The organism is Pseudomonas sp. RW3S2, from assembly GCF_014268955.1.
GTDB lineage: Bacteria > Pseudomonadota > Gammaproteobacteria > Pseudomonadales > Pseudomonadaceae > Aquipseudomonas > Aquipseudomonas wayambapalatensis.
The window spans coordinates 1-26,474 of record NZ_JABWRM010000007.1 but is presented as its reverse complement, the minus strand read 5'-3'; the positions used below and the strand labels follow the sequence as shown (position 1 = coordinate 26,474).

Annotated in this window: 22 protein-coding genes and 2 pseudogenes; 10 read left to right on the top strand and 14 right to left on the bottom strand. The window is 63.4% G+C overall.

The window, feature by feature from the left end; translation table 11 throughout:
* The first annotated feature begins 185 nt into the window (after positions 1 to 185).
* A complete protein-coding gene (locus HU748_RS11735; RefSeq protein ID WP_186664228.1) occupies positions 186 to 1,862 on the top strand; it encodes an MFS transporter in 1,677 nt (558 codons plus the stop codon).
* A 61-nt stretch (positions 1,863 to 1,923) separates the two neighbouring features.
* Here the strand turns inward: HU748_RS11735 and HU748_RS11730 are convergent, their stop codons facing one another.
* From HU748_RS11730 to HU748_RS11720, 3 genes are all read right to left on the bottom strand, one after another.
* Positions 1,924 to 2,835, bottom strand: a complete 912-nt coding sequence (locus HU748_RS11730) for a pyridoxal-phosphate dependent enzyme (protein ID WP_186720418.1) — start codon at positions 2,833 to 2,835, stop codon at positions 1,924 to 1,926.
* Between the two features lie 14 nt (positions 2,836 to 2,849).
* A complete protein-coding gene (locus HU748_RS11725; protein ID WP_186720416.1) occupies positions 2,850 to 3,554 on the bottom strand; it encodes a PAS domain-containing protein in 705 nt (234 codons plus the stop codon).
* A gap of 79 nt (positions 3,555 to 3,633) precedes the next feature.
* On the bottom strand, positions 3,634 to 5,337 hold the full coding sequence (locus tag HU748_RS11720; RefSeq protein ID WP_186664234.1) for an amidase: 1,704 nt from the start codon (positions 5,335 to 5,337) through the stop codon (positions 3,634 to 3,636).
* A 250-nt stretch (positions 5,338 to 5,587) separates the two neighbouring features.
* Between HU748_RS11720 and betT the strand changes: the two genes are divergently transcribed.
* Positions 5,588 to 7,558 (top strand): choline BCCT transporter BetT, encoded by a 1,971-nt coding sequence (gene betT, locus HU748_RS11715; protein WP_186720415.1) that lies wholly within the window; start codon positions 5,588 to 5,590, stop codon positions 7,556 to 7,558.
* A 65-nt stretch (positions 7,559 to 7,623) separates the two neighbouring features.
* Here betT and yghU read toward each other — a convergent pair whose 3' ends face one another.
* From yghU to HU748_RS11680, 7 genes and pseudogenes are all read right to left on the bottom strand, one after another.
* On the bottom strand, positions 7,624 to 8,463 hold the full coding sequence (gene yghU / locus HU748_RS11710) for a glutathione-dependent disulfide-bond oxidoreductase (RefSeq protein WP_186720414.1): 840 nt from the start codon (positions 8,461 to 8,463) through the stop codon (positions 7,624 to 7,626).
* A gap of 276 nt (positions 8,464 to 8,739) precedes the next feature.
* Positions 8,740 to 9,012 (bottom strand): annotated as a pseudogene (locus tag HU748_RS11705) (NAD(P)/FAD-dependent oxidoreductase); the annotation flags it as partial.
* Between the two features lie 389 nt (positions 9,013 to 9,401).
* A pseudogene (locus HU748_RS11700) lies at positions 9,402 to 9,842 on the bottom strand (helix-turn-helix domain-containing protein); the annotation flags it as partial.
* A 330-nt stretch (positions 9,843 to 10,172) separates the two neighbouring features.
* The gene (locus tag HU748_RS11695) at positions 10,173 to 11,321 is read right to left on the bottom strand and encodes an ABC transporter ATP-binding protein (protein ID WP_186720413.1); all 1,149 of its coding nucleotides are present in this window, start codon (positions 11,319 to 11,321) and stop codon (positions 10,173 to 10,175) included.
* An 18-nt stretch (positions 11,322 to 11,339) separates the two neighbouring features.
* Positions 11,340 to 12,149: an ABC transporter permease gene (locus tag HU748_RS11690; protein WP_186664240.1), complete on the bottom strand. Its 810-nt coding sequence runs from the start codon at positions 12,147 to 12,149 to the stop codon at positions 11,340 to 11,342.
* A 6-nt stretch (positions 12,150 to 12,155) separates the two neighbouring features.
* On the bottom strand, positions 12,156 to 13,061 hold the full coding sequence (locus tag HU748_RS11685) for an ABC transporter permease (RefSeq protein ID WP_306109880.1): 906 nt from the start codon (positions 13,059 to 13,061) through the stop codon (positions 12,156 to 12,158).
* 8 nt (positions 13,062 to 13,069) lie between these two features.
* Positions 13,070 to 14,095, bottom strand: coding sequence for an ABC transporter substrate-binding protein (locus tag HU748_RS11680; RefSeq protein ID WP_186664244.1), 1,026 nt, complete (start codon positions 14,093 to 14,095; stop codon positions 13,070 to 13,072).
* A 324-nt stretch (positions 14,096 to 14,419) separates the two neighbouring features.
* Between HU748_RS11680 and HU748_RS11675 the strand changes: the two genes are divergently transcribed.
* Complete coding sequence (locus tag HU748_RS11675; RefSeq protein WP_346655464.1) at positions 14,420 to 15,496, top strand: PAAR domain-containing protein; 1,077 nt, start codon at positions 14,420 to 14,422, stop codon at positions 15,494 to 15,496.
* Positions 15,497 to 15,811: 315 nt separating this feature from the next.
* Positions 15,812 to 16,201, top strand: coding sequence for a hypothetical protein (locus HU748_RS11670; protein ID WP_186664248.1), 390 nt, complete (start codon positions 15,812 to 15,814; stop codon positions 16,199 to 16,201).
* 49 nt (positions 16,202 to 16,250) lie between these two features.
* Here the strand turns inward: HU748_RS11670 and ribBA are convergent, their stop codons facing one another.
* Positions 16,251 to 17,363 (bottom strand): bifunctional 3,4-dihydroxy-2-butanone-4-phosphate synthase/GTP cyclohydrolase II, encoded by a 1,113-nt coding sequence (ribBA, locus tag HU748_RS11665; protein WP_186720412.1) that lies wholly within the window; start codon positions 17,361 to 17,363, stop codon positions 16,251 to 16,253.
* Positions 17,364 to 17,440: 77 nt separating this feature from the next.
* Between ribBA and HU748_RS11660 the strand changes: the two genes are divergently transcribed.
* Positions 17,441 to 17,734 (top strand): DUF1330 domain-containing protein, encoded by a 294-nt coding sequence (locus HU748_RS11660; protein WP_186664252.1) that lies wholly within the window; start codon positions 17,441 to 17,443, stop codon positions 17,732 to 17,734.
* Positions 17,735 to 17,800: 66 nt separating this feature from the next.
* Here the strand turns inward: HU748_RS11660 and HU748_RS11655 are convergent, their stop codons facing one another.
* The 3 genes from HU748_RS11655 to HU748_RS11645 form a co-directional block, all read right to left on the bottom strand.
* A complete protein-coding gene (locus HU748_RS11655) occupies positions 17,801 to 19,213 on the bottom strand; it encodes a cytosine permease (RefSeq protein ID WP_186664254.1) in 1,413 nt (470 codons plus the stop codon).
* A 342-nt stretch (positions 19,214 to 19,555) separates the two neighbouring features.
* A complete protein-coding gene (locus HU748_RS11650) occupies positions 19,556 to 20,722 on the bottom strand; it encodes an MFS transporter (protein ID WP_186711730.1) in 1,167 nt (388 codons plus the stop codon).
* On the bottom strand, positions 20,715 to 21,527 hold the full coding sequence (locus HU748_RS11645; RefSeq protein WP_186720410.1) for an alpha/beta hydrolase: 813 nt from the start codon (positions 21,525 to 21,527) through the stop codon (positions 20,715 to 20,717). The genes HU748_RS11650 and HU748_RS11645 overlap by 8 nt, the downstream gene beginning before the upstream one ends.
* A 123-nt stretch (positions 21,528 to 21,650) precedes the next feature.
* On the opposite strand from HU748_RS11645, the gene HU748_RS11640 reads away from it, so the two are divergent.
* The 5 genes from HU748_RS11640 (at position 21,651) to HU748_RS11620 (ending at position 26,449) form a co-directional block, all read left to right on the top strand.
* Positions 21,651 to 22,157 carry a MarR family winged helix-turn-helix transcriptional regulator gene (locus HU748_RS11640; protein ID WP_186664260.1) on the top strand — a complete coding sequence of 169 codons (507 nt, stop codon included), beginning with the start codon at positions 21,651 to 21,653 and terminating at the stop codon, positions 22,155 to 22,157.
* 25 nt (positions 22,158 to 22,182) lie between these two features.
* A complete protein-coding gene (locus tag HU748_RS11635) occupies positions 22,183 to 23,121 on the top strand; it encodes a LysR family transcriptional regulator (RefSeq protein WP_186711728.1) in 939 nt (312 codons plus the stop codon).
* A 299-nt stretch (positions 23,122 to 23,420) separates the two neighbouring features.
* A complete protein-coding gene (locus tag HU748_RS11630) occupies positions 23,421 to 24,353 on the top strand; it encodes a TauD/TfdA family dioxygenase (protein ID WP_186664264.1) in 933 nt (310 codons plus the stop codon).
* Positions 24,350 to 25,834, top strand: coding sequence for an AMP-binding protein (locus HU748_RS11625; protein WP_186720408.1), 1,485 nt, complete (start codon positions 24,350 to 24,352; stop codon positions 25,832 to 25,834). The genes HU748_RS11630 and HU748_RS11625 overlap by 4 nt, the downstream gene beginning before the upstream one ends.
* A 15-nt stretch (positions 25,835 to 25,849) precedes the next feature.
* On the top strand, positions 25,850 to 26,449 hold the full coding sequence (locus tag HU748_RS11620; RefSeq protein ID WP_186711726.1) for a thermostable hemolysin: 600 nt from the start codon (positions 25,850 to 25,852) through the stop codon (positions 26,447 to 26,449).
* Positions 26,450 to 26,474 lie beyond the last annotated feature (25 nt).

Genomic DNA, 26,474 nt, shown 5'->3' with positions numbered 1-26,474 from the left:
AGCCTCCAATCCTCAGTGGATATCCGCGCAATCCCGATTATGCTTCAACGTACCTTGCTGCGATTCTGGGCAGCCTGCCCTGTCGTGCTTCGCGCAACCGTAGTCCTGCTTAGACCCGGGGCCAGGGTGCGATGCTGTTTCTTTTGAGGTGCTCCGGCCTGACAAGAACACGACGGAGGCAACCCATGGCGGCAATCGACAGCACATCGACGGGCAGCGCGCCCCAACGCGGCATCAGTCGGGAGGAGCGCAAGGTCATCTTCGCCTCGTCCCTGGGTACCGTGTTCGAGTGGTACGACTTTTACCTTTACGGCTCGCTGGCGGCGATCATCGCCAAGCACTTCTTCGCCGGCGTCAATGAAACCACCTCGTTTATCTTCGCCTTGCTGGCGTTTGCCGCAGGCTTTGCCGTGCGGCCGTTCGGGGCCATCGTGTTCGGCCGTCTCGGCGACATGATCGGGCGCAAGCACACCTTCCTCATCACCATCATCATCATGGGCCTGTCCACTGCCGTGGTCGGGATATTGCCCAGCTACGCCAGCATCGGCGTGGCGGCGCCGATCATTCTCATCACCCTGCGGCTGCTGCAAGGCCTGGCGCTGGGCGGCGAGTACGGTGGCGCGGCGACCTACGTGGCTGAGCATGCACCGCCCGGCAAGCGTGGCTTTTTCACCTCGTGGATCCAGACCACCGCGACACTGGGCCTGTTCCTGTCGCTGCTGGTGATCCTGACCTGCCGCACGGTGATGGGCACCGAAGCGTTCGAAGCCTGGGGCTGGCGGATCCCGTTCCTGATCTCGATCCTGCTGCTGGTGATTTCGGTGTACATCCGCATGCAGCTCAACGAGTCGCCGGTGTTCCTGAAGATGAAGGCCGAGGGCAAGGCGTCCAAGGCGCCGCTGACCGAATCCTTCGCGCGCTGGGATAACCTCAAGGTGGTGCTCATGTCGCTGCTGGGCGGCACCGCCGGCCAGGCAGTGGTGTGGTACACCGGGCAATTCTATGCGCTGTTCTTCTTGCTGCAGACCCTGAAGATCGACCCTCAGACCGCCAACCTGCTGATCGCAGGCTCGCTATTGATCGGTACGCCGTTCTTCATCCTGTTCGGCAGCCTGTCTGATCGTATCGGGCGCAAGAAGATCATCATGGCGGGCTGCATCATTGCCGCGCTCACCTACTTCCCGATCTTCAAGGGCCTGACCGAGTACGGCAACCCGGATGTGTTCGTCGCCCAGGAGCAGAACCCGGTGGTGGTGATTGCCGACCCGGCGCAGTGCTCGTTCCAGTTCGATCCCGTGGGCAAGGCGAAATTCACCAGTTCCTGCGATATCGCCAAGAGCCTGCTGGCCAAGCGCGCCACCCCCTATGAAAACGAACGTGCAGAGCCCGGCAGTGTGGCGCAGGTGCGTATCGGCGAACGGGTCATTCCAAGCTTCGAGGGCACAGGCTTGGCGGCGGCCGAGCTCAAGGCCCAGGGCGATGCATTCACCGCTACCCTGACCGGCGCACTGAAGGAGGCCGGCTACCCCGAAAAGGCTGACCCGGCGAAGATCCACTACCCGATGGTGCTGTTGCTGCTGACCATCCTGGTGATCTACGTGACCATGGTCTACGGCCCCATCGCTGCCTGGCTGGTGGAGCTGTTCCCGGCGCGTATCCGCTACACCTCGATGTCGCTGCCTTACCACATCGGCAATGGCTGGTTCGGCGGTTTCCTGCCGACAGTGGCCTTTGCCATGGTGGCGGCCACCGGGGATATCTACTATGGGCTGTGGTACCCGATCGTCATCGCGGTGATGACTGCGGTGCTGGGTATCTTCTTCCTGCCTGAGACCAAGGACCGGGATATCAATCACGCCTGAAGAACCGGCCACTCCTGCAGATCTTGCAGGAGTGGCCTTGTTTTGCAGTCACAGGCCTTCTTCAGGCTGCCAGCCAGTCGCGAATCTGCTCCAGCGTGGCGGTGGCGCCACCGCAGACGATCATCAGCACCTTGTTGTAGTGCGCCAGCCGCCCAGGTGCGTAGGCCAGGGCCAACGCTGCCCCGCAGGCAGGTTCTACCAGGATCCGGTGATCGTGCAGAAAGCGCTCGCAGGCCTGGAGCGCCGCACGATCGGATACCTGTTCGCTGTGCAATGGATGGTGCTGCGCGCAGGCCAGTGCCTGGTCCGCCACACGCTTGGCGCCCAGCGAGGTGGCCACGGAGTTGATGGCCGGCAGTTCCACCGGATGGCCCGCTGTGATGGCGGCATGCAGTGATGCGGCGCCTTCGGTTTCCACCGCCAGAACGGGCACGTCGTGCCAGCCATTGCGCTTGAGCCCTTCGACCACGCCACTGAGCAAACCGCCGCCGCCGACCGACAGCACCACGGCATCGGGTTTGAGCCCAGCCTGGGCGACTTCGTCGATCATGCTGGCATGTCCGGTCCACAGCAGCGGGTCGTCGAACGGATGGATGAACGCATCACCCGCGCCCAGCAAGCCTTGCGCATGCTGGTTGGCTTCTTGCCACGAACTACCTTTGACCACGACCTGGGCGTTTTCGAGCTTCAGCAGTTCGATGGCGCGCGCGCTGGTGGTTTCCGGCACCACCACGGTCACCGGCACGCCGAGCTTGCGCCCGGCATAGGCCACGGCGAGGCCGGCGTTGCCACCGGACGACGACACGAAGTGCCGGGCGCCACGCGCATGGTGCACTTCGCAGGCGTGGCCCACGCCGCGCAGCTTGAACGAGCCCGAGGGCTGCAGGGCCTCGAGCTTGAGCCACAGGGTAGGGCCGGCGGCCAGTGACAGCGGGCGGGATTCGATCAGAGGGGTCTGGACATGCAAGGTCATGGTGGGCTCCGCATTCAGCGTTCGCGGGCAGCCGGCGTGGCATCGCCGCGCAGCTGCTCCAGGTAGTTGTAGATGGTGTAGCGGGTCACGCCCAGAGCGTCGGCCGCCTTCTCGACGCCACCTTTGACGATGAACAAGCCGCGTTCCTGCATCACCCGCACAGCCTCGACCTTGGCTTGCTTGTTCATCCGCCCCCGGCCCGAGCGCTGCAGCGAGTCCTGAATGATCTCGCTCATCAGCAGCGTCATGTCGGCCGCCTCGCGGGGCGGGGATGTGTTTGGGAGGGCGCCGAATGGCTGAAAGTGCTGGAGGAAGGCCATGGCCGCATCGAGGCCGGTGATGTCGGTGTTCACGCACAGGCTTGCGAACGGGTGGCCGCTGCTGTCACGGAAGATTGCCGTGGCACTGCGCAGCGTGCGTCCCTTGAGGGTGGTGGGGTAGTCCGGCAGCACCACCGGCTCGCAGCCGTCCTGAGTACGGCCGGCGTGCATCAGTGCCTTGAAGCCTTGGTCCTGTTCTGGTGCGGCGAGGATCGGGCTGCCCACCCGACGGCCCGAAAGATGGCCGTTGACGATGGCGATCACCGAGTGCTCGGGATTGTCCAGGTCGTGCAGGAGGATTTCCAGGTTGCGCGGCGCAACGCTGCCCAAGGCCTGAAGTGCCGCCTTGAGAACGGTGAGGGTGAGATGGCGTTCTTGCTGGAGGGGAAGCGAGGGCATGGGGAATCGCCAGATTCTTAAGTGTGTTGAATTTTACACAAATAGTTGAATCTGGCGAGTGTGGATTGCCTTCGGGCCTTTAACCTAGCGCCGGAGTGCGCGGTGGAATCACCCGGCGCGAGCCAGTGGCTTCGAAACCTGCGGCAAAGCGCAGCAGGGCATTGTCGTCATAGGCTCGCCCAGCGAAGGTCAGGCCCACCGGCATGCCGATGTCGGCCATCACGCCCATCGGCACGGTCACTGTCGGCACACCCAAGTGACGGATCGCCAGGTTGCCATTGGCGACCCAGATCCCGTTGCTCCAGGCGATGTCTGCCGAGGCCGGGTTGATATCGGCATCGGCCGGGCCGACATCGGCGACGGTGGGGAACAGCACTGCGTCCAGCTTGTGCTCGTCCATCCAGTCTTCCAGGTCCATCTTGCGCGTCTGCTCCAGGCCGCGCAGGCCATCCGGGACAGTCGCGATCTGGTCCCAGGACTTGAGGCCACGCTTGGCCATGTTGACGTATTCGTCCATGCCGGCTGCCAGGTCGTCCTCGCGGTTGGGCAGGGTGCCCGGATCGTGCGGGAAGATCTTCGGCCCGTCGACGTCAGCCAGGCGGTTGAGCTTGGGGTCGTCGTTGGCGCGCAGGAAATCGTCGAAGGCCCAGCCGGACAACTCCCACAGCTCGTCATGCAGGAATTCCTTGCTGACGATGCCGCGGTTGTACACGGTCGGTGCGCCCGGGCGATCCCCCTCGCAGTTGGAGACCAGCGGGAAGTCGGTTTCCACCACTTCGGCGCCTGCCGCCTCCAGCGCCTTGCGGGCTTGCTCCCAGAGGTCGATGACGCTGGCGCGGGTGTTGATGCGCTGTCCGGTCGGGCCACCGATGCCTGGTTTTTCCGACGTGCCGGCCTCGGCGTCGGCATTGATGTACATGCGCGGTACGGCAAAGCGCTTGCCCTTGAGCGCGCCGGCGCCGACGGCGAGGTCGAGGTAACTGGCCGGGCGCACGCTCGAGGCTGCCGGGATCGGCACCCAGGGTTGCATGCGCCACAGGTCGCCACGGGTGTCGGCGTCGTCGGCCACCACCACGTCGAGAATTTCCAGCAGGTCGGCCATGGTCCGTGCGTACGGCACGACCACATCCATGGTTGGCGTGAGCGGCCAGTTGCCGCGCACCGAGATCACCCCACGCGACGGGGTGTAGGCGCACAGGCCGTTGTTCGAAGCAGGTCCACGACCGCTGGACCAGGTTTCCTCGGCCAGGCCGAAGGCGCTGTAGCTCGCCGCAGTGGCGGTACCGGCGCCGTTGGAGGAACCGGAGGCGAAGGGCGCGGTGAGGTAGGCGGCGTTGTACGGGCTTTCGGCGCGGCCGTAGACGCCCCGCTGCATGCCGCCGTTGGCCATGGGCGGCATGTTGGTCTTGCCCAGGCAGATCGCGCCGCCAGCGCGCAGGCGCTCGACGGTGAAGGCATCGCGCTGGGCGACCAGGTGCTCGAATGCCGGGCTGCCGGAGGCGGCGGTCAGGCCCTTGACCAGGTAGCTGTCCTTGGCGGTGTAGGGGATGCCGTCCAGCGGGCCCAGGGTGGTGCCGGCAGCGCGGCGGGCGTCGGAGGCCTCGGCCTCCTTGAGCGCTTCGGGGTTGCGCACCACGACGGCGTTCAGCGCGGTGGCGGTGTCGGCTCCATCGTAGGCGTCGATGCGGGCCAGATAGGCCTTGACCAGTTCGACCGCCGTCGTGCGGCCGGACTCGAGCGCGTTGCGCAGCTCGGCAATGGAAACCTCGGTTACCTCGATCATGCTGTCACCAAAATGTACAGGTGGATTTTATGCAGGCGAGTGTACAAGAAGCCCTGCGCGGGCGCAGGTTTGCACCAGGGAAAAACCTGTTTGCAGCACGGCATGTGCCGGCAGGCGGGCGTGCGGCGTGGGAGCATGTTCTGAAAGATTCAGAAACATCCGATATGTCACGACGGGCAAAACCATCAGCGTCTACCGTTTGTCGTAGCTAACCGTGCGCATTAAGCGCCCTGATGGAGATTACCCGTACATGGCAAGTTCGCCCGAACAACCTCGCAAGCCCACCATCAATCCACCGGTTTTCTGGATTTCCGCGATCCTGCTGCTGATCCTGGTGCTGTACGCCAGTGTGTTCCAGGCCCATGCCCAGGCGCTGTTCGCGCAGATTCAGGGCTGGATCATCGGCAATGTCAGCTGGTTCTACATTCTCGGGGTGGCGCTGATTCTCGGCACCGTGGTGTTTCTGGGTGTCAGCCGCTATGGCGATATCAAGCTCGGCCCCGACCACAGCACCCCCGACTACAACAACGCCACCTGGTTCGCCATGCTGTTCTCCGCAGGCATGGGCATCGGCCTGATGTTCTTCGGTGTCGCCGAGCCGGTCATGCACTTTCTCAAACCGCCCATTGGCGAGGGCGGGACGGTGCTGGCTGCCGGTGAGGCGATGCGCATTACCTTCTTCCACTGGGGCCTGCATGCCTGGGCGATCTACGCCATTGTTGCGCTGATCCTGGCCTATTTCAGCTATCGCCATGGCTTGCCGCTGACCCTGCGTTCGGCACTCTACCCGCTGATCGGCGAGCGTATCCACGGCCCACTGGGGCACGCGGTCGACATCTTTGCGATCATCGGCACGGTGTTCGGCGTGGCCACCTCACTGGGCTTTGGCGTGTCGCAGATCAACACCGGGCTCAATGCGCTGTTCGGCGTGCCGGTATCCACTCCTATCCAGATCGCGCTGATCATCGGCACCACCTTCCTGGCCACCCTTTCGGTGATGTCCGGGCTGGACAAGGGCATTCGTCGCCTCTCCGAACTCAACCTGGGCCTGGCCGTGCTGCTGTTGCTGATGGTCATGCTGCTGGGCCCCACCGTACTGATCCTGCAGACCTTCGTGCAGAACACCGGCGGCTACCTGAGCGAGATCGTCAGCCGTACCCTCAACCTCTATGCCTACCAGCCCACCGATTGGATTGGTGGCTGGACCCTGTTCTATTGGGGCTGGTGGCTGGCCTGGTCGCCCTTCGTCGGGCTGTTCATCGCGCGCATCTCGCGCGGGCGCACCATCCGTGAATTCGTTACCGGCGTGCTGCTGGTGCCGACTGCGTTCACCCTGCTGTGGATGACGGTGTTCGGCAATACAGCGATCCACATGATCCTTGACGAGGGGTTGACCGACCTGGCCGCGGCGGTGGAGCAGGATACGTCGCTTGCACTGTTCGCCTTCCTCGAGCATTTCCCCTTCGCCAGCATCATCAGCACCCTGGCGGTGGTGATGGTGGTGGTGTTTTTCGTCACCTCGGCCGATACCGGCGCGATGGTGGTGGACATGCTGGCCTCCGGCGGCAAGGAGGGCACACCGATCCGCCAGAGGATCTTCTGGGCCTCGAGCATGGGCATCGTCGCCATCGCACTGCTGCTGGCCGACGGCCTCAAGGCGCTGCAGACCGCGACCATCGCCAGTGCGCTGCCGTTTACCCTAGCGTTGCTGCTGAGCATGCGCGGGCTGCTCAAGGCGCTCAAACTCGACGCCACCAAGCGTGACCTGCGCTACCAGGCGCTGGCTATCTCGCCGACCGCTTCGCGTGCTGCGGGCAACTGGCAGCGACGTCTGCGCACCCTGGCGATGTTCCCGCGCCGTTCACATGTGCAGCGCTTCATCGCTGACGTAGCGCTGCCGGCCTGTCAATCGGTGGCCGAGGAGTGGCGTCGCCAGGGGTATGAATGCAGTGTCGAGGAAGGCGAGGGTGGCCGAGTGACGCTCAAGGTAGGGCCGAGCGATGAGGTGTTCGTCTACGAGATTCGTCCACGCGCCTATGCCATGCCCAGCTTCGTCCTGAGCGATGGCGCCGGGGAGGAGCGCAAGTACTTCCGTGCCGAAGTACATTTGCGTGAAGGTGGCCAGGACCACGATGTGATGGGCTGGTCGAAGGACGAAGTGATCGGCGACATTCTCGACCACTTCGAACGGCACCTGCACTTCCTGCACCTGGTGCGTTGAGCCGGGCGCCCGCGCACCGGGCGCCCCCCCCCCCCCCCCCCCCCCCCCCCCCCGCGACGTCGAGCTCAATCCAGGTCGGCCGCTGAATGCCGCTCCGGCACCTGGCTGGCCTCATCGCCCCAGGTGCGGTTGACCCGGGTGCCGCGCTGCACGGCCGGGCGCTGGGCGATCTCTTCGGCCCAGCGCTGCACGTGCGGATATTCGTCCACCGCCAGGAATTCGGCCGCGCCGTACAGGTTGCCGCGCACCAGCTGCCCGTACCACGGCCATACGGCGATGTCGGCGATGCTGTACTCGTCGCCACCCAGGTAACGGCTCACCGCCAGGCGTCGCTCGAGCACGTCGAGCTGACGCTTGGCTTCCATGGTGAAGCGGTTGATGGCGTACTCGATCTTCTCCGGCGCATACACATAGAAGTGGCCGAAACCACCGCCCAGGTAAGGCGCCGAGCCCATCTGCCAGAACAGCCAGTTCAGGCTTTCGACGCGGGCGGCTGGGTCTTTCGGCAGGAAGGCACCGAACTTTTCCGCCAGGTGTAGCAGGATCGAACCGGACTCGAACACCCGCACCGGCGGTTCGACACTGCGGTCGAGCAGGGCCGGGATCTTGGAATTCGGATTGACCTCGACGACGCCGCTGGAGAACTGGTCGCCATCACCAATGCGGATCAGCCAGGCGTCGTATTCAGCGCCGCTGTGCCCCAGAGCCAGCAGCTCTTCGAGCAGGACCGTGACCTTGACGCCGTTGGGCGTGGCCAGCGAGTAGAGTTGCAGGGGATGCTTGCCGACGGGCAGGTTCTTGTCGTGGGTGGGGCCGGCGATCGGGCGGTTGATGCTGGCGAACTGGCCGCCGGCTGCGGCGTCGTTTTTCCAGACCTTAGGTGGGACGTAGGGGCTGCTGCTCATCCGATTAAATCTCCTGATGGTCTTCGATCCCATTGCGATCGCCTGATGCGATCAGGGTGCGATTGGCCAAGACTAGGGCAGGAGAAGTGGTCAAGGGAAGTGAAGTATTGCGCAGGTGTTATAACCGCTGCGCGTCTGCCAGCGGCTTGCAGACGCGCAGCGGGCTGCATCAGGCCACAGGGATCAAGGGGGCGGCTGCGGCGAGGGCGGCCGCGCGTTCGGCCGCAGGTGGGTAGATCCAGATGCTTAGGCCAGGGTCGCCTCGCTGCCATCTGCGCTGCGATAGCCGACGCGCTGGCCTGCCTCGTCGATGTGGTGGGCCGTGCCTTGTACGAAGCGCACGTTTACTGCGTCGAACAGCGCCTGCAACGGGGCAGCCATCTGGTGAACGTCAGGCTCGTAGAAGCGTGGGCGGATGTGCAGCTCGGCCTGTGGTTCGAGCACCGTGATCTGGACGTCGTCGCGTCCGTGCAGGTCGAGCTGGCGCGCAGCGCCCAGGGCGCTCCAGAGGCCGGCAAAGCCTGCGCCGAGGATCAGGATCTGTTTCATCGTTGTGCTCCTGGAAAATTCCGGATACCGCAAATTATGGGTGTTGTCGGAAACGGGCACGGCATGCGGTGACGCAGGAAGGGGCGCTCGAACGGCTGGCGGCGCAGTGCGGTTCGCCTGACTGGCCGAAGTCGATGATAAGGCTTCCCGTCGGCGCACGGCCGTGGCCCGACAGGCGTAGCCGCAAGGCTCGATTTGTCACGGCGATGCTACGTGCGCTGCCGGGCAGGCCCTAGGCTCTGTATGAAAAACCTTGATACTCGGTGATGCTGCGTTGAAAACAGCCTCGGAATGCTCATTTACAACCCGTAAAGTCGAGCGCGACCCCGGCCGTTCCTCGGCTGTTTTCGCCTTGCCTGACCTTCGTCTCAAGGCTTTTCATACAGACCCTAGGTCAAAGATCCCTGGATTTCGGCCAGGGGCACGCTACGTGCGAAACGGGCGCGATAGTCGCGCGGGCTGACCTGCAGGTGGCGCTGAAACGCCAGGCGCAGCCTTTCTTCGTTACCGAAGCCGCACAGGCGGGCGATCTGCTCGATCCGCTGCGCCGAGTTCTCCAGCAGGCGGCGCGCGGCTTCCACGCGAAACAGCTCGAGGGTCTTGGCGGGAGTTCGCCCGGTCTTCTGCTTGTACACCCGGGTGAAGTTGCGCAGGCTCATGTTCGCCTGCTCCGCCAGGCGTTCGACGCTCAGGCGCGGGTCGCCCAGGTTGTCGTTGAGCCATAGGTGCAAGGCTTCGAAGGCGCCGCTGTCTTCGCCCTGGGCCTTCAGCAGTTCGCTGAATTGGGTCTGGCCGCCGGGCCGCTTGAGAAATACCACCAGCTCCCGCGCTGGCGGGATGGGTCATGGGCATGTCGACGCAGGAAGGACGTCTACATGGTACTGCACCGCGAGCGAGGCCGCGGTGCCAAGCTGCCGGGTGGCGTGCCTTGCAGGTTCAGCACCAGCCGTGCGCTGCGGATCGCTCATCAGTGAGTAGGCATTGCTGAACTGGCGCCCGTCGGCACCTTGCATCTGCACGATGACGTGGCTGCCACCGCTGGAGGCCGGCAGTTCTTTGCCGAGCGGTATCGGTTGCCGGGGTGATGGCGCAGGTTGGTGTCGCTCTCTTCGCGAGCAAGCTCGCTCCTACAGAGAGCGGGCTTGCTGCGAAGAGGCCTGTCAGTGTGCGCCGGCAGCCTTGCTCAGGTCACTCTCGGCCCACTCGGTGTACACGCAGGCATCGGCCACCGCCCAGCGTACCTTGACCGTATCGCCCGGCTGCATCGGCATGCCCGCCGCCGACAGCGCCTTGACCGTCATTTCTGTACCGCCTGCCGTCACCACGTGGCAGGTCTGGCTTTCGCCAAGGAACAAGACTTCGCCGACCTTGGCGTTCACCTCGTTCCAGCCAGCGGGTAGCGGCTCGCGGGTCGCCTGCTCGGTGCTCAGCGCCAGGGCCTTTTCCGGGCGGACCATGATCAGTGCATCCTGGCCCGCGGCCAGCCCTGAGGTCAGGCGAATGGCCAGCGACTGGCCCTCGAACGCCGCCGCGCCATGGCTGCTGGCGGTGACCCTGAGGAAGTTGGAGTTACCCAGGAACGAGGCGACGAAGGCGTTGGGTGGGTTCTGGTAGAGGTCGTAACCGCTGCCCAGGCCGACGATCTTGCCGTGGCTGAAGATAGCGATGCGCTGGGACAGGCGCATCGCTTCTTCCTGGTCATGAGTGACGTAGACGATGGTGATGCCCAGGCGCCGGTGCAACTGGCGCAACTCGTCCTGCAGATCTTCGCGCAGCTTTTTGTCCAGGGCACCGAGGGGCTCGTCCATCAGCAGGATGCGCGGCTCGTACACCAGCGCCCGGGCGATCGCCACGCGCTGTTGCTGGCCGCCGGAGAGCTGGGCCGGGCGCCGGTGTGCGAAGGTTTCCAGTTGCACCAGCTTGAGCATGGCGTCGACGCGCTTGGCGATCTCGGCGCTGCCCAGCTTGCGGATGGCCAGTGGGAAGGCGATGTTGTCGCGCACGCTCAGGTGCGGGAACAGCGAGTAGCGCTGGAACACCATGCCGATGTCACGCTTGTGCGGCGGCACGTTCACCAGCGAGCGGCCTTCGACCAGAATCTCGCCGCTGCTGGGGGTCTCGAAGCCGGCCAGCATCGACAGGGTGGTGGACTTGCCCGAGCCGCTGGAGCCGAGGAAGGTGAGGAATTCGCCGTCCTGGATGTCCAGGCTGATGTTGTCGACCGCGGCGAAGTCGCCGTAGTGCTTGTTCAGGTTGCGCAGGGTGACCAGGGTCTTGCCGTGCGCGGCTTCTTTGATGACTGCACTCATTATTGTTGTCTCCGGCACTCAGGCGTTGGTTTCGTTGCGACGGCGCAGGGCGCTGGCGATGAACATGACCAGGATCGACAGGCCGATCAGCAGCGTCGAGGCCACGGCGATCACCGGGCTCAGGTCCTGGCGCAGGGTGGTCCACATCTTCACCGGCAGGGTCTGCAGGTCGGGGCTGGCCATCATCACGCTGAGCACCACCTCATCCCACGAGACCAGGAAGGCGAACAGGCCGCCGGCGATCATGCCCGGGCGGATGGCCGGGAAAGTCACCTTGACGATCGCCTGCAGCCGCGAAGCGCCGCAGATCACCGCAGCATCCTCGATCGATTGGTCGAACAGCTTCAGCGAGTTGATGATCGAGATGATGGTAAAGGGCAGGGCGACGATCACGTGGCTGACCACGAAGGCGAACAGCGTGCCGGTGTAGCCCAGCTTCAGGAACAGCGCGTAGACCGCGACCGCGATGATCACCAGGGGCACGATCATCGGCATGGTGAACAGGCCGTAGAGCAGCTCGCGTCCGGGAAAGCGCCCGCGTACCAGGGCGAAGGCGGTCGGCAGGCCCAGGGCCACGGCGGCGAAGGTGGTCAGTACGGCAACCTTGAGGCTGGCCAGCGCGGCGTCCATCCACTCGGGGTTGGAGAAGAACTGGTCGTACCATTTGAAGGTCCAGCCGGGAGGCGGGAACACCAGCCACTGAGAGGAGCCGAACGACAGCAGGACGATGAACACCACCGGCAGCAGCAGGAAGGCGGCGATGATCCCGGTGGTCAGGTACAGGCCCGTGCGCAGCGGGCGACCCATGGCGTTGGGGGACAGGAGCATGAAGAATTACCTCGCATTGCCGACCGGGGATTCCGGCTGCAGCTTCAGGTACAGGTAGAAGAGCACCAGGGTTATGACCACCAGCAATGCCGCGGCGGCGCTGGCCAGGCCCCAGTTCAGGAACGACTGCACCTGCTGGATGATGAACTCGGGCAGCATCATGTTCTGCGCACCGCCCAGCAATGCCGGGGTGACGTAGTAACCGAGCGACATCACGAACACCATCAGTGCACCCGAGAACAAGCCTGAGCGGCACAACGGGATGAACACCTTCCAGAAGTTGGTCCAGGGGCTGGCGCCGCAGATCGAGCCGGCCTGCAGCACCATCGGGTCGATGGCCTGCATGGTCGCCTGCAGTGGCAGCACGATGAACGGGATCATGATGTAGCTCATGCCGATCACCACGCCCGTGAGGTTGTGCACCATCTCCAGCGGCGCATCGATGATGCCCAGCGCCATCAGCAGCTTGTTGATCACCCCCGAGCCCTGCAGCAGCACCAGCCAGGAGTAGGTGCGGGCCAGCAGGCTGGTCCACATCGACAGCAGCACGATGTTCAGCAGCCAGCGACCCCAGCCGCGAGGCACCAGGGTGATCGCCCAGGCCAGCGGAAAGCCCAGCAACACGCTGATCACGGTGACCAGGCCCGCCACCGAGAAGGTGTTGAACAGCACTCGGGCGTAGGCTGAGTTGGCGAACAGTTGCTCGTAGTTGCCCAGCCCTGGCACCGGCTCCAGCACCCCGCGCAGCAGCAGGCCGATCAATGGCGCGAAGAAGAACAGGCCGAGGAACAGCAAGGCCGGCAGCAGGTTGCGGCTGCCACGCCAGCGCTGGCTCAGCGGCGGTCGGCGCACCGCCGCGCGTGGGGCGCCGGTGCCGGGGTCGGCACCTTGAGCGTTGTGCAGGGCGTTGATGGCGACTTTCATTTGACCAACCACTCATTCCAGCGCGCGGCGATTGCCTGGCCGTTCTTGGCCCAGTAGGCGAAGTCGAGGGTCACCTGGTCCTGGGCATAGGCGGTTGGCAGGTTGGGTGCGAGTTTCTTGTCGAGTTCGGCCACGCTGTCGAGGTTGACCGGGGCGTAGGCGGTAAGGTTGGCGAAGTCGGCCTGGCCCTTGGCGCTGCTGGCGTTGGCCAGGAACTTCATGGCCGCGTCCTTGTTCTTGGCACCTTTGGGGATGACCAGAAAGTCGGCCATGACCAGATTCTGCTTCCAGCTCACGCCCACCGGGGCGCCGTCCTGCTGCAGGGCATAGACGCGGCCGTTCCAGAACTGCCCGAGTGCTGCTTCACCAGAGGCCAACAACTGTTGCGACTGGGCACCGCCGCCCCACCAGACGATGTCTTTCTTGATGGTGTCGAGTTTCTTGAAGGCGCGGTCCAGGTCCAGCGGGTAGAGCTTGTCGGCAGGCACGCCGTCGGCGAGCAGGGCCAGCTCGAGCACGCCGGGGCTCGGCCACTTGTACAGCGCGCGCTTGCCGGGGTAGGTCTTGGTGTCGAACAGCGCGCTCCAGTCGACCGGCTTGTTGGCGCCGAGCTTGCCCTCGTTGTAGCCGAGCACGAAGGAGAAGAAGAACGAGCCGACGCCATGGTCGGAGACGAAGCGCGGGTCGATGCGATCACGCTGGATGGTGGAGAAGTCGAGGGGTTCGAGCAGGCCTTCGCTGGCGGCACGCAGGGCGAAGTCGGCTTCGACATCGACCACATCCCATTGCACGTTGCCGCTTTCGACCATGGCCTTGAGCTTGCCGTAGTCGGTCGGGCCATCCTGTACGACCTTGATGTTGCTGCTCTTGCTGAAGGGGTCGGCCCATGCCTGTTTCTGGGCGTCCTGGGTGGTGCCGCCCCAACTGACGAAGTTGAGGCTGTCGGCGGCCTGGGTGGCCTGGCAGGCCAGGGCTAGCAGGCTTGCGGACAGCACAGCGGTGACTCGTTTGCTCAACAGCATGGTTACGCCCTCGTTGCTTTTGTTATTCGAGGCGGGGCTTTTGTCGCGCCCGCCAACTGTGTTCGGGAGCAGCTATTTCAGGTGGTTCGTGGCCGTTGTGTGATTGTAGGTGTGGCCGGCAGATTTAAGGTCTACGGGATATCATATTATGGTATTCCAAGATTTTGGCAAGCGTTCGGTGTTACCGGCGATCACCTGCGACATTGCAGGGCGCGCTGAATCGTCATTTCTCGCTGTAGGAGATGTCTATTTCGTGCCTGCTAAGGAAGTAGATCTCTTTGCGCCTGTTAGGTTTGCGCATTCCTCAAGCAACGGAGTCTGCGCATGCTTCGCGTCAATCTGAATGGCAAAGGTCAAGCGCTGGACGGCGACATGACCTCCACCGGCGCTGTGTGTATCGCAAGTGGTATCAACTATCAGGCGAACGATCGCGCCGTGCTGCGGCAGGGTGACAGCACTACGCCATGCCCTGTGTGTGGTGAGGTCGGCACCGTTGTCGAAGGCGTACCGTGGTTTGTGTCCTACGGTCGCCCTGTGGCCGTGGACGGGGCGTTGGTCGCTTGTGGATGCCCCAGTGGCAGCAATCACGTGGTGGCTCCTCTAGACCATGGAGTGGCGGCAGGTCGTGCGAGGCTGACCTCGGGTGCTTTTAAGGCAAGCAACTCACCATCGCCTGCACCGGCTGCGGCTTCAATGAAATCGAACCTCTACGCAGGCCAGGGGGCTCAGCTCTCTGCACTGGAGCCTGGCTTCTACATCGTGCCGCGCAGCATGTCCGGCCCTCAGGTGCTGGCCCGACTGCTGTCGCAAGACTCAACGCTCCCCATCGCTCGGCTACAGCGGCTGAACCCTACCTTCGAACACGGCTTCAAGGCGGGTGAGATCTTTGTTGTCGGTAACCCTGACAATCTCCAGGCGTGCACTCACGAAGAGGCGCTACTGATGCAGGCTGCCGAACGCGCGCGTGGGGCCTTGGCGACTCTCAGCGAGGCAGAAGCCAACTTCATGATGGAACACATCGGGGAGATTGCCGGAGTTTTGAGTGGAGCAAGCAGTTCCATGGGGGTGGGCAAGGACATGCTTGATCAGGGCTTGGGACGTGTCAAGGACACGCTCAAGGGCATCGAAGCATTGCACCAGCGGCAGTTCATACTGCATGGCCATTTGCACAGCCCCGAGTTCTTCACTTCGCGCCAGGCCTTGTATCAGCAGCTCAGTGCGCAATTGAGCAGCTCGTTCCTGCACAAACGATTGAACCTGGGGGCTACGAGACGTTGCGCCGGGACCTGGGTATTTCGCCGAAGAGCTTGGTGCATCACTGGAAAAAGGCCGGAGGGCCGGGGCAGATACCGGGATATGCAACGCACTTGGATGAAGTGGCGAAAACAGCGCGATATTTGAAGTACGGGGGGTATGTGGCGATTGGACTGGGTGCGACAGCTTCGTATCTGAAGGTGCAAGAGGCTTGTCGGTCTGGAGAGACCGATGAGTGTCGCAAGGTGCGCTTTACCGAAACGGGCGCTTTTAGCGGGAGTCTAGTAGCAGGTTTTGGTGGCGGTATCGCTGCGGGCAAGGTGGCTAACTTGGTCTGCCATTTTGGGGTGTGGGGAAAAGCAGTTTGCGGTATCGCGTTGGTAGGGGCGGGTTCCGTTGGTGCCGCAGAATGGGGTGGGCGTTACGGAGAGTATTGGGGGGAGTTGCTCTACGAGGTCTCAGATGATTGATGCCAGCAGTTGGTCGGCTAATTGCAAATTGGTATTCATAGGTGCGCCCTTTGCAATTATGTTGCTGGGGATTTTGATGGTGCTTCATATTTCTGCATCTCGTCACTTCGTCGTGATGTGTCGTGCTTTTGGAAGAAGCTCGGGGATAGATGCGGAAATCAAAGTTTGGGGAGTGACCTCGCTTTGGTCGCGAATGCTCATAGTGGCTGCCATGAGCTCAGCGCTAACGTGTCCTTCGATTGGTATTCGGCGTGGAACGCTGGATCCTCTTGATGTAAAGAGTTTTCCGTATTGCTTGAAGCGCCGTATACAGATTGCAACATTATGCATTTTCCTCGGGCTGCTTTGGTTGATGGGGTTATCTGTTTTTCGCTTCAAATAACGCACGCCCGCGGCAGCGGGCGTTTCAGTTTTCACGTATTGATAGTGAATCAGATCGCTTCGAAGGGAATACTCTGCACCACCTCCAGCTCATACCCCGCCAACCCCGCGTACTTGAGCGGTGGGCCAAGATGGCGCAGCTTGCCCACGCCCAAGTCCTGCAGGATCTGGGCGCCGGTGCCCACCTCCGAATACACCTTCGACTGTCCGCGCTGGTAGGGGCGCTGCGGCTGGGTGAGTTGTGGCACGCGTTCGAGCAGGGCCTGGGACGATTCGTGGTTGGCAAGGACCACCACCACCCCGGCGCCCTCCGCCGCGACCCGCTCCAGCGCCGCCCACAGCGTCCAGTTGACAGGGCCTGCGTATTCGGCGCCGACCAGGTCGCGCAGCGGATCGATGACATGCACGCGCACCAGCGTCGGCTGCTCGCGGCGGATGTCGCCCATCACCATCGCCATGTGCACGCCACCTTCGATGCGGTCCTCGAAGGTCACCAGGCGGAAGGTGCCGTGTACCGTTGGCAGCTCACGCTCGCCGATGCGCCTTACCGTCTGTTCGGTGCTCAGGCGATAGTGGATCAGGTCGGCAATGGTGCCGATCTTGATACCGTGGCGCTCGGCGAACAGTTCCAGGTCCGGGCGGCGGGCCATGGTGCCGTCGTCGTTGAGCACTTCGACGATCACCGAGGCCGGTGCGAAGCCTGCCAGGCGTGCCAGGTCGCAACCGGCTTCAGTGTGTCCGGCGCGGGTCAGTACGCCGCCTTCGCGGGCGCGCAGGGGGAAGATATGGCCAGGCTGGACCAGGTGCTCGGGGCGGGCGTCCGCGGCCATGGCTGCAGCCACGGTCCGCGCGCGGTCGGCGGCAGAGATGCCGGTAGTGACACCGCTGGCGGCCTCGATCGATACGGTGAAGGCCGTGCTGAACACGCTGCCGTTGGTCGGCACCATCTGTTCGAGGCCCAGGCGTTGGCAGTGTTCGTCGGTCAGGGTCAGACAGATCAGGCCGCGTGCTTCGCGGGCCATGAAGTTGATAGCATGCGCGTCACAGCGCTCGGCGGCGATCAGCAGGTCGCCTTCGTTCTCCCGGTCTTCGTCGTCCACCAGCAGCACCATCTTGCCCTGGCGGTAGTCTTCGAGAAGGTCTTCGATGCTGTTGAAAGCCATGCTGCACGCTCACTGTGGTCAGGTGATTTTTATGGTATACCATAATACACAAATAACCCTATACAGGAGATCGACGGATGAAGGCTTACTGGATCGCCCATGTGGACGTCACCGACCCGGAGCAGTACCAGCAGTACACCCAGCGAGCGCCAGCGGCGTTCGTGGCATTCGGCGGGCGCTTTCTGGCCCGGGGAGGCAGGAGCGAGGCGATGGAAGGGCGGGCGACGCCGCAGCGCAACGTGGTGATCGAGTTCGACTCGTATGAGCAGGCGCTGGCCTGCTATCGGTCGGATCTGTATCAGGAGGCGTGCCGCTATCGGCAGGGGGTGGCCAAGGCCGAGGTGATCATCGTCGAAGGGTTCGAGCCGTAGAGGTGTTCCGATTCATCCGCGAAAAAACCAGCTTGCCCTGCACAAGTGCAGGGCAAGCGCGTTGCATCAATGTCCGGCAGCGAGCTTGGCGCCCATCTGACGGCGACGGTAGACGCTGTCACGGCTGGCCAACCACCAGTACAGCGGTGTGGTCACCGCCAGCCCGACCAGCCACGACAGGTCGGCGCCATTGATGTGTTCCGATACCGGGCCTACGTACAGCGGCGTGTTCATGAACGGAATCTGCACCACGATCCCGACGGCGTAGGCGATCAGCGCCTGCGGGTTGTAACGCCCATAGATCCCGCCGTCGACCTTGAAGATCGACTGGATGTCGTACTCGCCCTTGTGGATGGCATAGAAGTCGATCAGGTTGATCGCGGTCCACGGCACCAACACGACCAGCAGCACCAAGACCATGTCGACGAAGTGACCGATGAAGTCGGACGAGGCGAAGACTGCCACCACGCTGCACGCGGCCAGCACGATCAGCGAAAGTACGGCGCGGGTCTTCGCGGTCGGGATCCAGCGATAGGCGAAGGTTTGCACCAGGGTGATGATCGACAGTACCGCACCATACAGGTTGAGCGCGTTGTGGCTGATCACACTGAGCAGGAACAGCACCAGCATCAGCGGGCCAATGGCGCCGGTGGCCAGCTTTACGGCGTCCATGGTGTCCATCCCGGCGGGGATCGCCAGCACGGCGACTGCGCCGAAGATGAACGACAGGCTCGAACCCAGGGCTGAGCCCAGGTAGGTGGTCCAGAAGGTCGACGACACTTTCACATCGGCCGGCAGGTAGCGCGAGTAGTCCGACACGTAAGGGGCGAAGGCGATCTGCCACAGCGCTGCCAACGACACAGTGGCCAGCCAGCCGGAGATGTTGAAGTTGCCACGGGTCAGGAAGTCATCGCTCTGCACGTGGGTGAAGATATAGCCAAAGCCCACCACGATGCCGATGCCAAGCACCCAGGTGCCGATGCGGTTGAGCACATGGATGAAGCGGTAGCCGATGATGCCAATGATCCCCGAACCCAGGGCGCCGATGACGATGCCCACTGGCACGGGCACGCTGTCGACCACACCGTGCAGCGATTTGCCCGCCAGCACGATGTTGGAGGCGAAGAAGCCGATGTACATCACCCCTGCGATCACCACCACCAGCAGCGCGCCGAGGGTGCCGAACTGGGCGCGGCTCTGGATCATCTGCGGGATGCCCATCTGCGGGCCCTGGGCCGAGTGCAGGGCCATCAGCACACCACCGACCAGATGACCGACCAGGATGGCGACGATGCCCCAGATCAGGTTCAGGTGGAACAACTGCACGCCCAGGGCGCCGGTGACGATGGGCAGCGGCGCGATGTTGCCGCCGAACCACAGGGTGAACAAGTCCTTTACCTTTCCATGGCGGTCTTCGGGGGGCACGTATCCGATCGTGTGTTTTTCTATGAGAGGTGCCGATGTGGCTGCGCTGGTCATGACGGACTCCAAGGCAAGGATGGGCACTTCAAAGGTGCCCGGATGCGCGTCGGCAAAAGGCGACGCTTTCTTGTTGGAAGCGATCATGGGGCGTGGGCGCAGATGGATAAATTAGTAAATATGTGCTCATGAACGTTAAAAAAACTAAGTTCGCGAATGGGGCACGGTAGGCCGTCGCAAAGGCTGTGCCACTGGGCTGCAGCGCGCACGGGACGGGGTAGGCAGGGGGAGGTTGCGGCGCTTTTGCACCAAAAGAGTGCCTATGGTGCGCTGGTGGGGCGGGTCAGGAAAAATCGGGTAGGGCGTCCGGGGCGCTGGAGAGCGCCCCGGAGTCGAGGAGGGTCAAGCCTGGGCGGCGACCGTTCGCGGGGTTACCGGCCGGAGCAGGGCGCTCAAGGCAAGCAGCAGTACAGCGCCACCCGCCATGACGGCCCAAGCCCAGTGCAACGAGCTGAACTCGTCACGCACCAGCCCGGCCACCACCGGCATCGAGGCAGCAATCAGGTAGCCACCCCCTTGCACGAAGGCCAGCAGCGACCCGGCTTCGGTCGGTGAGCGTGCATGATCGAGGGTGACGATCAGCGACAGCGGGAACAACGCACCGATGCCCAGCCCCAGGCACAGGATGGCCAAGGCGGCCAGTTGCAGCGGCGCCGCCATCAGGCAGGCCAGCCCGCCGATCAGTAGCAGGATCACCAGCGCCAAGGGTTGGCGGCGATCCGGGAAACGGTGAATCAGCGCCGACACCAGCAAACCGGCGATGACCTCGGTGATGGTCAGTGCGCCGAGCAGGTAGCCGGCACTTTTCGCTGTCCAGCCCAGTTCGATGTAGAAGGGCGGCAGCCAGGCGAGCACCAAGGTGTACGCGCCGGTGCCGATCCCGAAGAACACCAGCAGCAGCCAGGCCCGGCCACTGCGCCAGGGCAGGCCGGCCGCCGTGGGATAGGCATGCACGTTGCCTGCGGCGAGCAGCCAGGCGATCAGCGCAATCATTGCCGGAATGGCGGCATAGCCGAGAGTGAGGTTCCAGCCCAGCTTGCCCGCGCTGGGAGCGGCAATGGCGGCGGCGATGGCCGCACCGCCCATGATCCCCGTGGTGAACAGCCCCATGAGCATCCCTGCGCTTTGCGGATGGTTGCGCTTGATGAACGCGGGCATCAGCGACTGGATCACGGCAATGCCGACGCCACCCACGGCAGCGCTGGCGATCAGTGCAGAGGACGATTCGACGTAGGTGCGTACCGCACAGGCTGCGGCAATCAGCGTCATGCCGATGGCCACGCCCTTGACCTCGCCGAGCAGGCGCAGCAGCCAAGGGCCGGCGAGGGCGAACAGGCCCATCATCATCACCGGCAGTGTGGTCAGCAAGCCGCCCTGGAAGTTGCTCAGGCCCAGGTCGCGTTGCAGCAGATCGAGCAGCGGGCCGACCGAGGCCATGATCGGTCGCAGGTTGATGCCGACCAGAATCGCCAGCAGCACTACGCTGGCCTTGGAGGGTGTGTCACCCATGTCGCTGTTGCTCCTGCAGGAAACCACTGAGTGCCCGGTTGAAGGCCGGGGCATGGGAAACGTTGAAGACATGGCCGTCGCCTGGAAAAGTGATGAGCTGGGCGTGAGCAATACGTCTGGCAATGGCCTCGGCCTCGCCAGGTGGGCTGATGCGGTCGCCGTCGGCGGCAAGCACCAGGGTGGGTGCCTGGATGTGTGACAGTCGATCGCTCGGGTCGTAGGTTTTCATACCCTCGCACCAGTTGGTCTGGCAGCGCGCCCGTTGCATGGCAGCCTGGGCATGCCAGGCCTGGTAGAGGCTCTGTCCTTGGCTGGAGGCGGCGAAGGAACTGCCGACCAGTTGCGGCCATGTCGTCTTGAAGCGCTTCAGGCAGCCGTCCGGTTGGCAAAGGTTTTCGACCCACTCATCGAGCTGGTTATGGCGCGCGGAGCTGTTCATGCTGGCGAAGGTCGCGGCCACTACCAGTTTGTCCACGGCATCTGGGTAGGTGCAGGCCAGTTCCAGGGCAATCATGCCGCCCAGCGAAAGCCCGATCAGTTGAGTGCTGGCCAGCCCAAGGTGATCCAGCAATGCGATCAGCTCCTGGGCTTGCAGGTGAGGCGTGATGTGTTCCGGCGCATTGCTGGACGCGCCATGGCCGAGCAGGTCCGGTACGATGACGCGATGGCCCAGGCGCAGCAGGGCCCCGACCTGGTCCGTCCAGGCGCGGCCACTGTTGCCCAGCCCGTGCAGGAGCAGGGTGGGGGTGCCGGCCCCGGCGTCAAAGTAGTAATAGCGATTTCGGTTGTGTTCGAAGAACGCCATGTTCCCTCCCGATTCATACCTCGTGCATATCAAGATAACTTAACGTTAAGATACTTGGAAGGTGCCGGGGTACGGCAGGGATGTGGCCCTTGGGGAGTTCATGGTGAACGGACGGTTATGCCAATGAAAGATCATGTCGATTTCGTCGTCGCGCAATGGGCGCAGGCGATGCCCTCGGTGGACGCTTCGTCCATGGAGGTCTTCGGGCGCATGGCGCGCCTGCAGAAACACCTCGAGCGCCGACGTTGCGCGGTGCTCGATCAATACGGTTTCAAGGAAGGGGAGTTCGATGTCATGGCGACCTTGCGCCGCTCCGGCGCACCGTACCAGCTGACCCCGACCGAGCTGTACAACTCGTTGTTGATCACATCCGGGGCGATGACCAATCGACTGAGCCGCCTCAAGGAGGCGGGCATGGTCGAGCAGATCCACGACCCTGCCGACAAGCGCAGCTACAAGGTGGCGCTGACTGCAGCCGGGCTTGCGGCCATCGAAAAAGCGGTTTTCAGCCACACCGACTTGCAAAACCAGTTCCTGGCACCGCTGCTGCCCGAGCAGCGCGAAGCCCTGGCGCAAATGCTCAAACTGATGCTGGCCAAGCTCCCCGAAGACGTCGATCCCATCCCATGAACATGATGACCCAGGAGGCCCCTGCATGCTTCACAGCAATTACCTGAAGCAGCTGGACCTGCAAGACATCGTGGTGTTTCTCAACTTGCTGGAATATCGCAGTGCCAAGCGCACCGCCGAACTGATGAACGTCAGCCAGCCCACGGTGAGCTACTGCCTCAAACGCCTGCGCGGTTGTTTCGACGACACCCTGTTCGCCTCCTCGCAGGGTCTGCTGCAGCCAACCGCCAAGGCGGAAAAGATCGCACCCTACCTGCGCGTGGTGATCGAGTCGGTCAACCGCTGCGCCGAGGATGATCCTGCGGGCGATGGCGTCACAGCCCCCAGGATCTGGCGTCTGTGCGCGCCGGAATACTTCGAGCTGGCCTTTCTGCCCCAGGCACTGGCGACCTTGTCGCGCAGCCATGCCAACACCTCCCTGCACCTCGATCGGCTGAGCCGCGACCTGCCGGTGGACCGGTTGATTTCCGGTGATATCGACCTGGCCATCGGTTTCGGGCCGAGTTACCACCAACTGCACCCCGAGCTGCAATGGCAGCCGGTGCTCAGCGACGGTTTCGTCTGCCTGACCAGCCAGCGTGGACTTGCGCTGGACGGGGCCATGAGCCTGGATGAGTTCTGTGCCTCGGCGCATGTCTTCCCCACACCGTGGATCTCGGAGAAGAACATGGTCGACAGCTGGCTGGAGAAGATTGGTCGCACGCGCAACGTGCTGGTGCGGGCGAACGGCTACCAGGCCTGCGTCAACATCCTCACCGCAGTCCCTTCGACCGTCGCCTTGCCAGCGCGCCTGCTGCCCCACCTGCGCATCCCCGAGGGGGTGAGGGTGTGTCAGCCACCGATGGGGTTTCCGGTGTTCACGGTGGACATGATCTGGTCGCGGGACCGGGGGCTGGGTACGGATGTCGCCAGTTTGCGCACGTTGATCCAGGACGTGGCCGCAGAGTTGCTCCGCGCTGGGTGAAACAGCTTTTTTGACACGGATTGCAGGCGCTCAGGATGAGTGAACATTCAGTGGTTACAGGGCTCTTTAGGGCCTCTTCGCGTCAAGCCATGCCTATTGGCACCTCTTCCTCGGGGGCGAGGGCCCGCGCCCGGACAACGCCTTCCCCCTGTGCGTTCCCTCGCACGCACGCACTTTTAATTTTTCATCATGGCTTTAGGTTTCTTAAAACCAGCATCCACGACATTTCCCCTAACGTGTTTGCGTCAGGCGGCGGACGGCCTGCCTGTCTGTAATCCATTTCCCAAGGAAGATGTCAGATGTTGGCCCACACTCACGCGAAAGTTCTACCCTTCTACCGTCATCCCACGCCGTGCTATGGCTTTGAATGTGTCTATGCCGTCGAACCGGGACTGCGCGTCTTCGATTCGATGAGCACTGCGGCACTCTATGAAGATTTGGCCCACAGCGGTGCGGTGATCTACCGCGACTTCAGCGACTCGCTCGAAGACTTCAACGACTTCGTCAGCGCGCATTCCTCCCGGGTCACCTTCGATCCGGCGCGCAAGGCCGCCACGGCCAACACCGCCGAGATCGAGGCAGGCGTCCACGAGATGGGACTGCACCGAGAAAACGGTAATTTGCCGTTCAACCCCGACCTGCAGTGGTTCTACTGCCTGGAAGCGGCGTCGGTTGGCTCCGAGACCACGCTGTGCGATGGCGAGCGGGTGCTATTCGACCTGTCGTCGAAAACCCGTAAAAGCTTCGAGTCCCGTGCCATTCGCTATGCGCGGCGCATTCCCTGGCACAACGTGCGGCGCTTTCTGAGCATCGAGCTGCAGTTGCCGATCGACAGCATCACCGACGAGCACCTGCAGCAGGTCAACGACCAGGTGGCCGGCCAGACCTACCGTCGCATTGACCAGAACCTGATCGCCTCCGAACTGGTGATCAGCGCGGTGGAAACCAGCTGCTTCAGTGGTCGCAAAGCCTTCTGCAATTCGATGCTCGGCCCCAGCGTCAATTACGAGCCGCCACGCATCACCTGGGCCGACGGCGAGGAGATCGCCCTTGAAATCTGGGACGAGATCAAGGAAGTCACCGCCCGTAACACCTACAGCCACTTCTGGAAGAAGGGCGACATCGTGGTCATCGACAACACCCGCGTGATGCATGGCCGCCGTCGCCTCGACGATATCAGCCGACGCATCTTCGGCGCCCAGAGCTACCGCATCGGGGGTAACGGCCAATGATCAGCCAGAAAATGCAGCACTACCTGACCACCAGCACGGACCGCGTGGTGATCCGCGAGATGCACGGGCGCGACTACACCCTGCATGGCCTGCGCGATGACGTCGAACGCCTGGCCCAGGCACTGCAGGCTCGGGTCGGCAACTGCGAGCGCAAGGTGTTCGGTATCGCGATGCGCTCATGCTACGAGTGGGTGTACACCCTGCTGGCGATCCAGAAGGTTGGTGGTGTGTTGCTGCCGGTGCCCATCGAATTTTCCGACGATCAGATCAGTAGCCTGCTCGGCAAGGCCGCCGCCGTGTTCGTCAGTGATGAGCCGACCGCCCGGCGCCTGCAGCGGATCCTGCCAGACAAGCCCAGCTTCATCCCCCGGCAATTGATGACCCGGTCCACGGACACGCCCTGGGCCCAGGACGACGAACTGATCCCCGCGGGTATCGTCTCGGTGATCCACACCTCGGGCACCACCTCCAAGCCCAAGGGCGTGATGATTCGCGACGCGGCCGTGGGGCTGCTGGTCGACAACGTGATGAAGCGCCTGCCGCAGCAGCCGCTGCATTACTTCTCGATCGTGCCGATGAGCCTGCTGATCGAACAGGTGCTGGGCGTGTTCATTCCGATCCTTTCCGGCGGCACCCTGACGCTGATGCCCGAAGGTGTCACCGAGTACGGCGCGGCCAGCGGCAATGCCCGTCATTATCTGGAGCTGATCGCACCTAACCTGCCCAACTTCCTCTACCTGCCGCCCAAGCTGCTGGAGGAGGCCAACCTGCTGCTCGAACAGGGTGCCACTGTCGAGCAACTGTTCGGCCCAGCCAGTCCGCACATCATCACCGGCGGCGCGAAGATCCCGGCCACCGTGCTCCAGGCCCTGGATGCCCGAGGCGTGCAAGTGTTCGAGGCCTACGGGCTGAGCGAGAACTCCTCGATCATCTCGCTGAACTCACCTGCAGAACGGCGTATCGGCTCGGCTGGCAAGCTGCTCGACGGCATCGAGCCCAAGCTGGTCGACGACGAGTTGCTGGTGAAGACGCCGACCCTCTGCGCGGGTTACTACAACGCCGACGACACGGCCTGCGACCTGTCCGACGGCTACCTGCACACCGGCGATATCGCCGAGTTCCGTGACGGTTTCCTGTACATCACCGGGCGCAAGAAGCACGTGATCATCCTCTCGACGGCACGCAACATTTCGCCTGAGTGGGTGGAGAACGTCTACAAGGAGAGCCCGCTGGTCGACGACATGATCGTCATGGGCGAGGGGCGCGACGAGCCGTGTGCCATCGTCCTCAGCACCGCGAGCCCCGCCAGCGTGCGGGACGAGATGGCGCGCCTGGAGCACCGCCTTGCCGACTTCGCGCGGGTACGACGGGTCGAGGTGGTCGAGGACATTGCCGCGTTTCGTGACCAGTTCTACACGGTCACCGGACGACCGCGGCGCGCCGAGATCGAAGCGCGATTCATCGATCAACTGTACGCCTAGGACGGGACGTCGCCCATGTACATCGTGCGCAATTTCTACAAGGGTCGCCCCGGCTACCGCTGCCTGCAGGAGGCGGTGCGTGGCCATTACCTCAAGCACTACGACGCAACGCCCGTGCCGCAGCCCGACCTGTTCGCCTGCCTGACCGGCTCGACCGGCGGGGCGCCAGGCTACGCCTGTGCCGGCATCAGCTACGGCGACTCCGGCAAGCTGTTCAGCGAGTACTACCTGGACCATGCGCTGGATGAACGCTATGCCATCGACCGTGCGCGTATCGCGGAGATCGGTGCTTTCGCCTCGTTCCAGAGCGGCAGCGGCGCCGGCAAGTACCTGCTCGACAACGTGATCCGCACCCTGGCGCTGCGCAACTTCGGCCTGGTGGTGCTGACCGCCACGCCACAGGTCCAGCAGCTGCTGGCAGCGATCGTCGACAACCTCGACGACCTGGGCCTGGCCGATCCGCGTCGGGTCAAGGACCCCGGTGTCAACTGGGGGACCTACTACGACCAGGCACCGCGAGTACTGGTTTCACGCCTGTCCTCGCCCAGTGCCTGGCTCAAGGCGCCGACACCTTCCATCCCGCCACCGCAGTTCGCCCACCAGGCGTCTGTCTGACCCATGTGCGTGGGGGGGGGGGGGG

What these genes read in the sequence shown, in the direction of transcription:
- HU748_RS11735 (WP_186664228.1), top strand. Translation starts at nt 186, where the DNA reads ATGGCGGCAATCGACAGCACATCGACGGGCAGCGCGCCCCAACGCGGC.
- HU748_RS11730 (WP_186720418.1), bottom strand. Translation starts at nt 2,835, where the DNA reads ATGACCTTGCATGTCCAGACCCCTCTGATCGAATCCCGCCCGCTGTCA.
- HU748_RS11725 (WP_186720416.1), bottom strand. Translation starts at nt 3,554, where the DNA reads ATGCCCTCGCTTCCCCTCCAGCAAGAACGCCATCTCACCCTCACCGTT.
- HU748_RS11720 (WP_186664234.1), bottom strand. Translation starts at nt 5,337, where the DNA reads ATGATCGAGGTAACCGAGGTTTCCATTGCCGAGCTGCGCAACGCGCTC.
- betT (WP_186720415.1), top strand. Translation starts at nt 5,588, where the DNA reads ATGGCAAGTTCGCCCGAACAACCTCGCAAGCCCACCATCAATCCACCG.
- yghU (WP_186720414.1), bottom strand. Translation starts at nt 8,463, where the DNA reads ATGAGCAGCAGCCCCTACGTCCCACCTAAGGTCTGGAAAAACGACGCC.
- HU748_RS11695 (WP_186720413.1), bottom strand. Translation starts at nt 11,321, where the DNA reads ATGAGTGCAGTCATCAAAGAAGCCGCGCACGGCAAGACCCTGGTCACC.
- HU748_RS11690 (WP_186664240.1), bottom strand. Translation starts at nt 12,149, where the DNA reads ATGCTCCTGTCCCCCAACGCCATGGGTCGCCCGCTGCGCACGGGCCTG.
- HU748_RS11680 (WP_186664244.1), bottom strand. Translation starts at nt 14,095, where the DNA reads ATGCTGTTGAGCAAACGAGTCACCGCTGTGCTGTCCGCAAGCCTGCTA.
- HU748_RS11675 (WP_346655464.1), top strand. Translation starts at nt 14,420, where the DNA reads ATGCTTCGCGTCAATCTGAATGGCAAAGGTCAAGCGCTGGACGGCGAC.
- HU748_RS11670 (WP_186664248.1), top strand. Translation starts at nt 15,812, where the DNA reads ATGATTGATGCCAGCAGTTGGTCGGCTAATTGCAAATTGGTATTCATA.
- ribBA (WP_186720412.1), bottom strand. Translation starts at nt 17,363, where the DNA reads ATGGCTTTCAACAGCATCGAAGACCTTCTCGAAGACTACCGCCAGGGC.
- HU748_RS11660 (WP_186664252.1), top strand. Translation starts at nt 17,441, where the DNA reads ATGAAGGCTTACTGGATCGCCCATGTGGACGTCACCGACCCGGAGCAG.
- HU748_RS11655 (WP_186664254.1), bottom strand. Translation starts at nt 19,213, where the DNA reads ATGACCAGCGCAGCCACATCGGCACCTCTCATAGAAAAACACACGATC.
- HU748_RS11650 (WP_186711730.1), bottom strand. Translation starts at nt 20,722, where the DNA reads ATGGGTGACACACCCTCCAAGGCCAGCGTAGTGCTGCTGGCGATTCTG.
- HU748_RS11645 (WP_186720410.1), bottom strand. Translation starts at nt 21,527, where the DNA reads ATGGCGTTCTTCGAACACAACCGAAATCGCTATTACTACTTTGACGCC.
- HU748_RS11640 (WP_186664260.1), top strand. Translation starts at nt 21,651, where the DNA reads ATGAAAGATCATGTCGATTTCGTCGTCGCGCAATGGGCGCAGGCGATG.
- HU748_RS11635 (WP_186711728.1), top strand. Translation starts at nt 22,183, where the DNA reads ATGCTTCACAGCAATTACCTGAAGCAGCTGGACCTGCAAGACATCGTG.
- HU748_RS11630 (WP_186664264.1), top strand. Translation starts at nt 23,421, where the DNA reads ATGTTGGCCCACACTCACGCGAAAGTTCTACCCTTCTACCGTCATCCC.
- HU748_RS11625 (WP_186720408.1), top strand. Translation starts at nt 24,350, where the DNA reads ATGATCAGCCAGAAAATGCAGCACTACCTGACCACCAGCACGGACCGC.
- HU748_RS11620 (WP_186711726.1), top strand. Translation starts at nt 25,850, where the DNA reads ATGTACATCGTGCGCAATTTCTACAAGGGTCGCCCCGGCTACCGCTGC.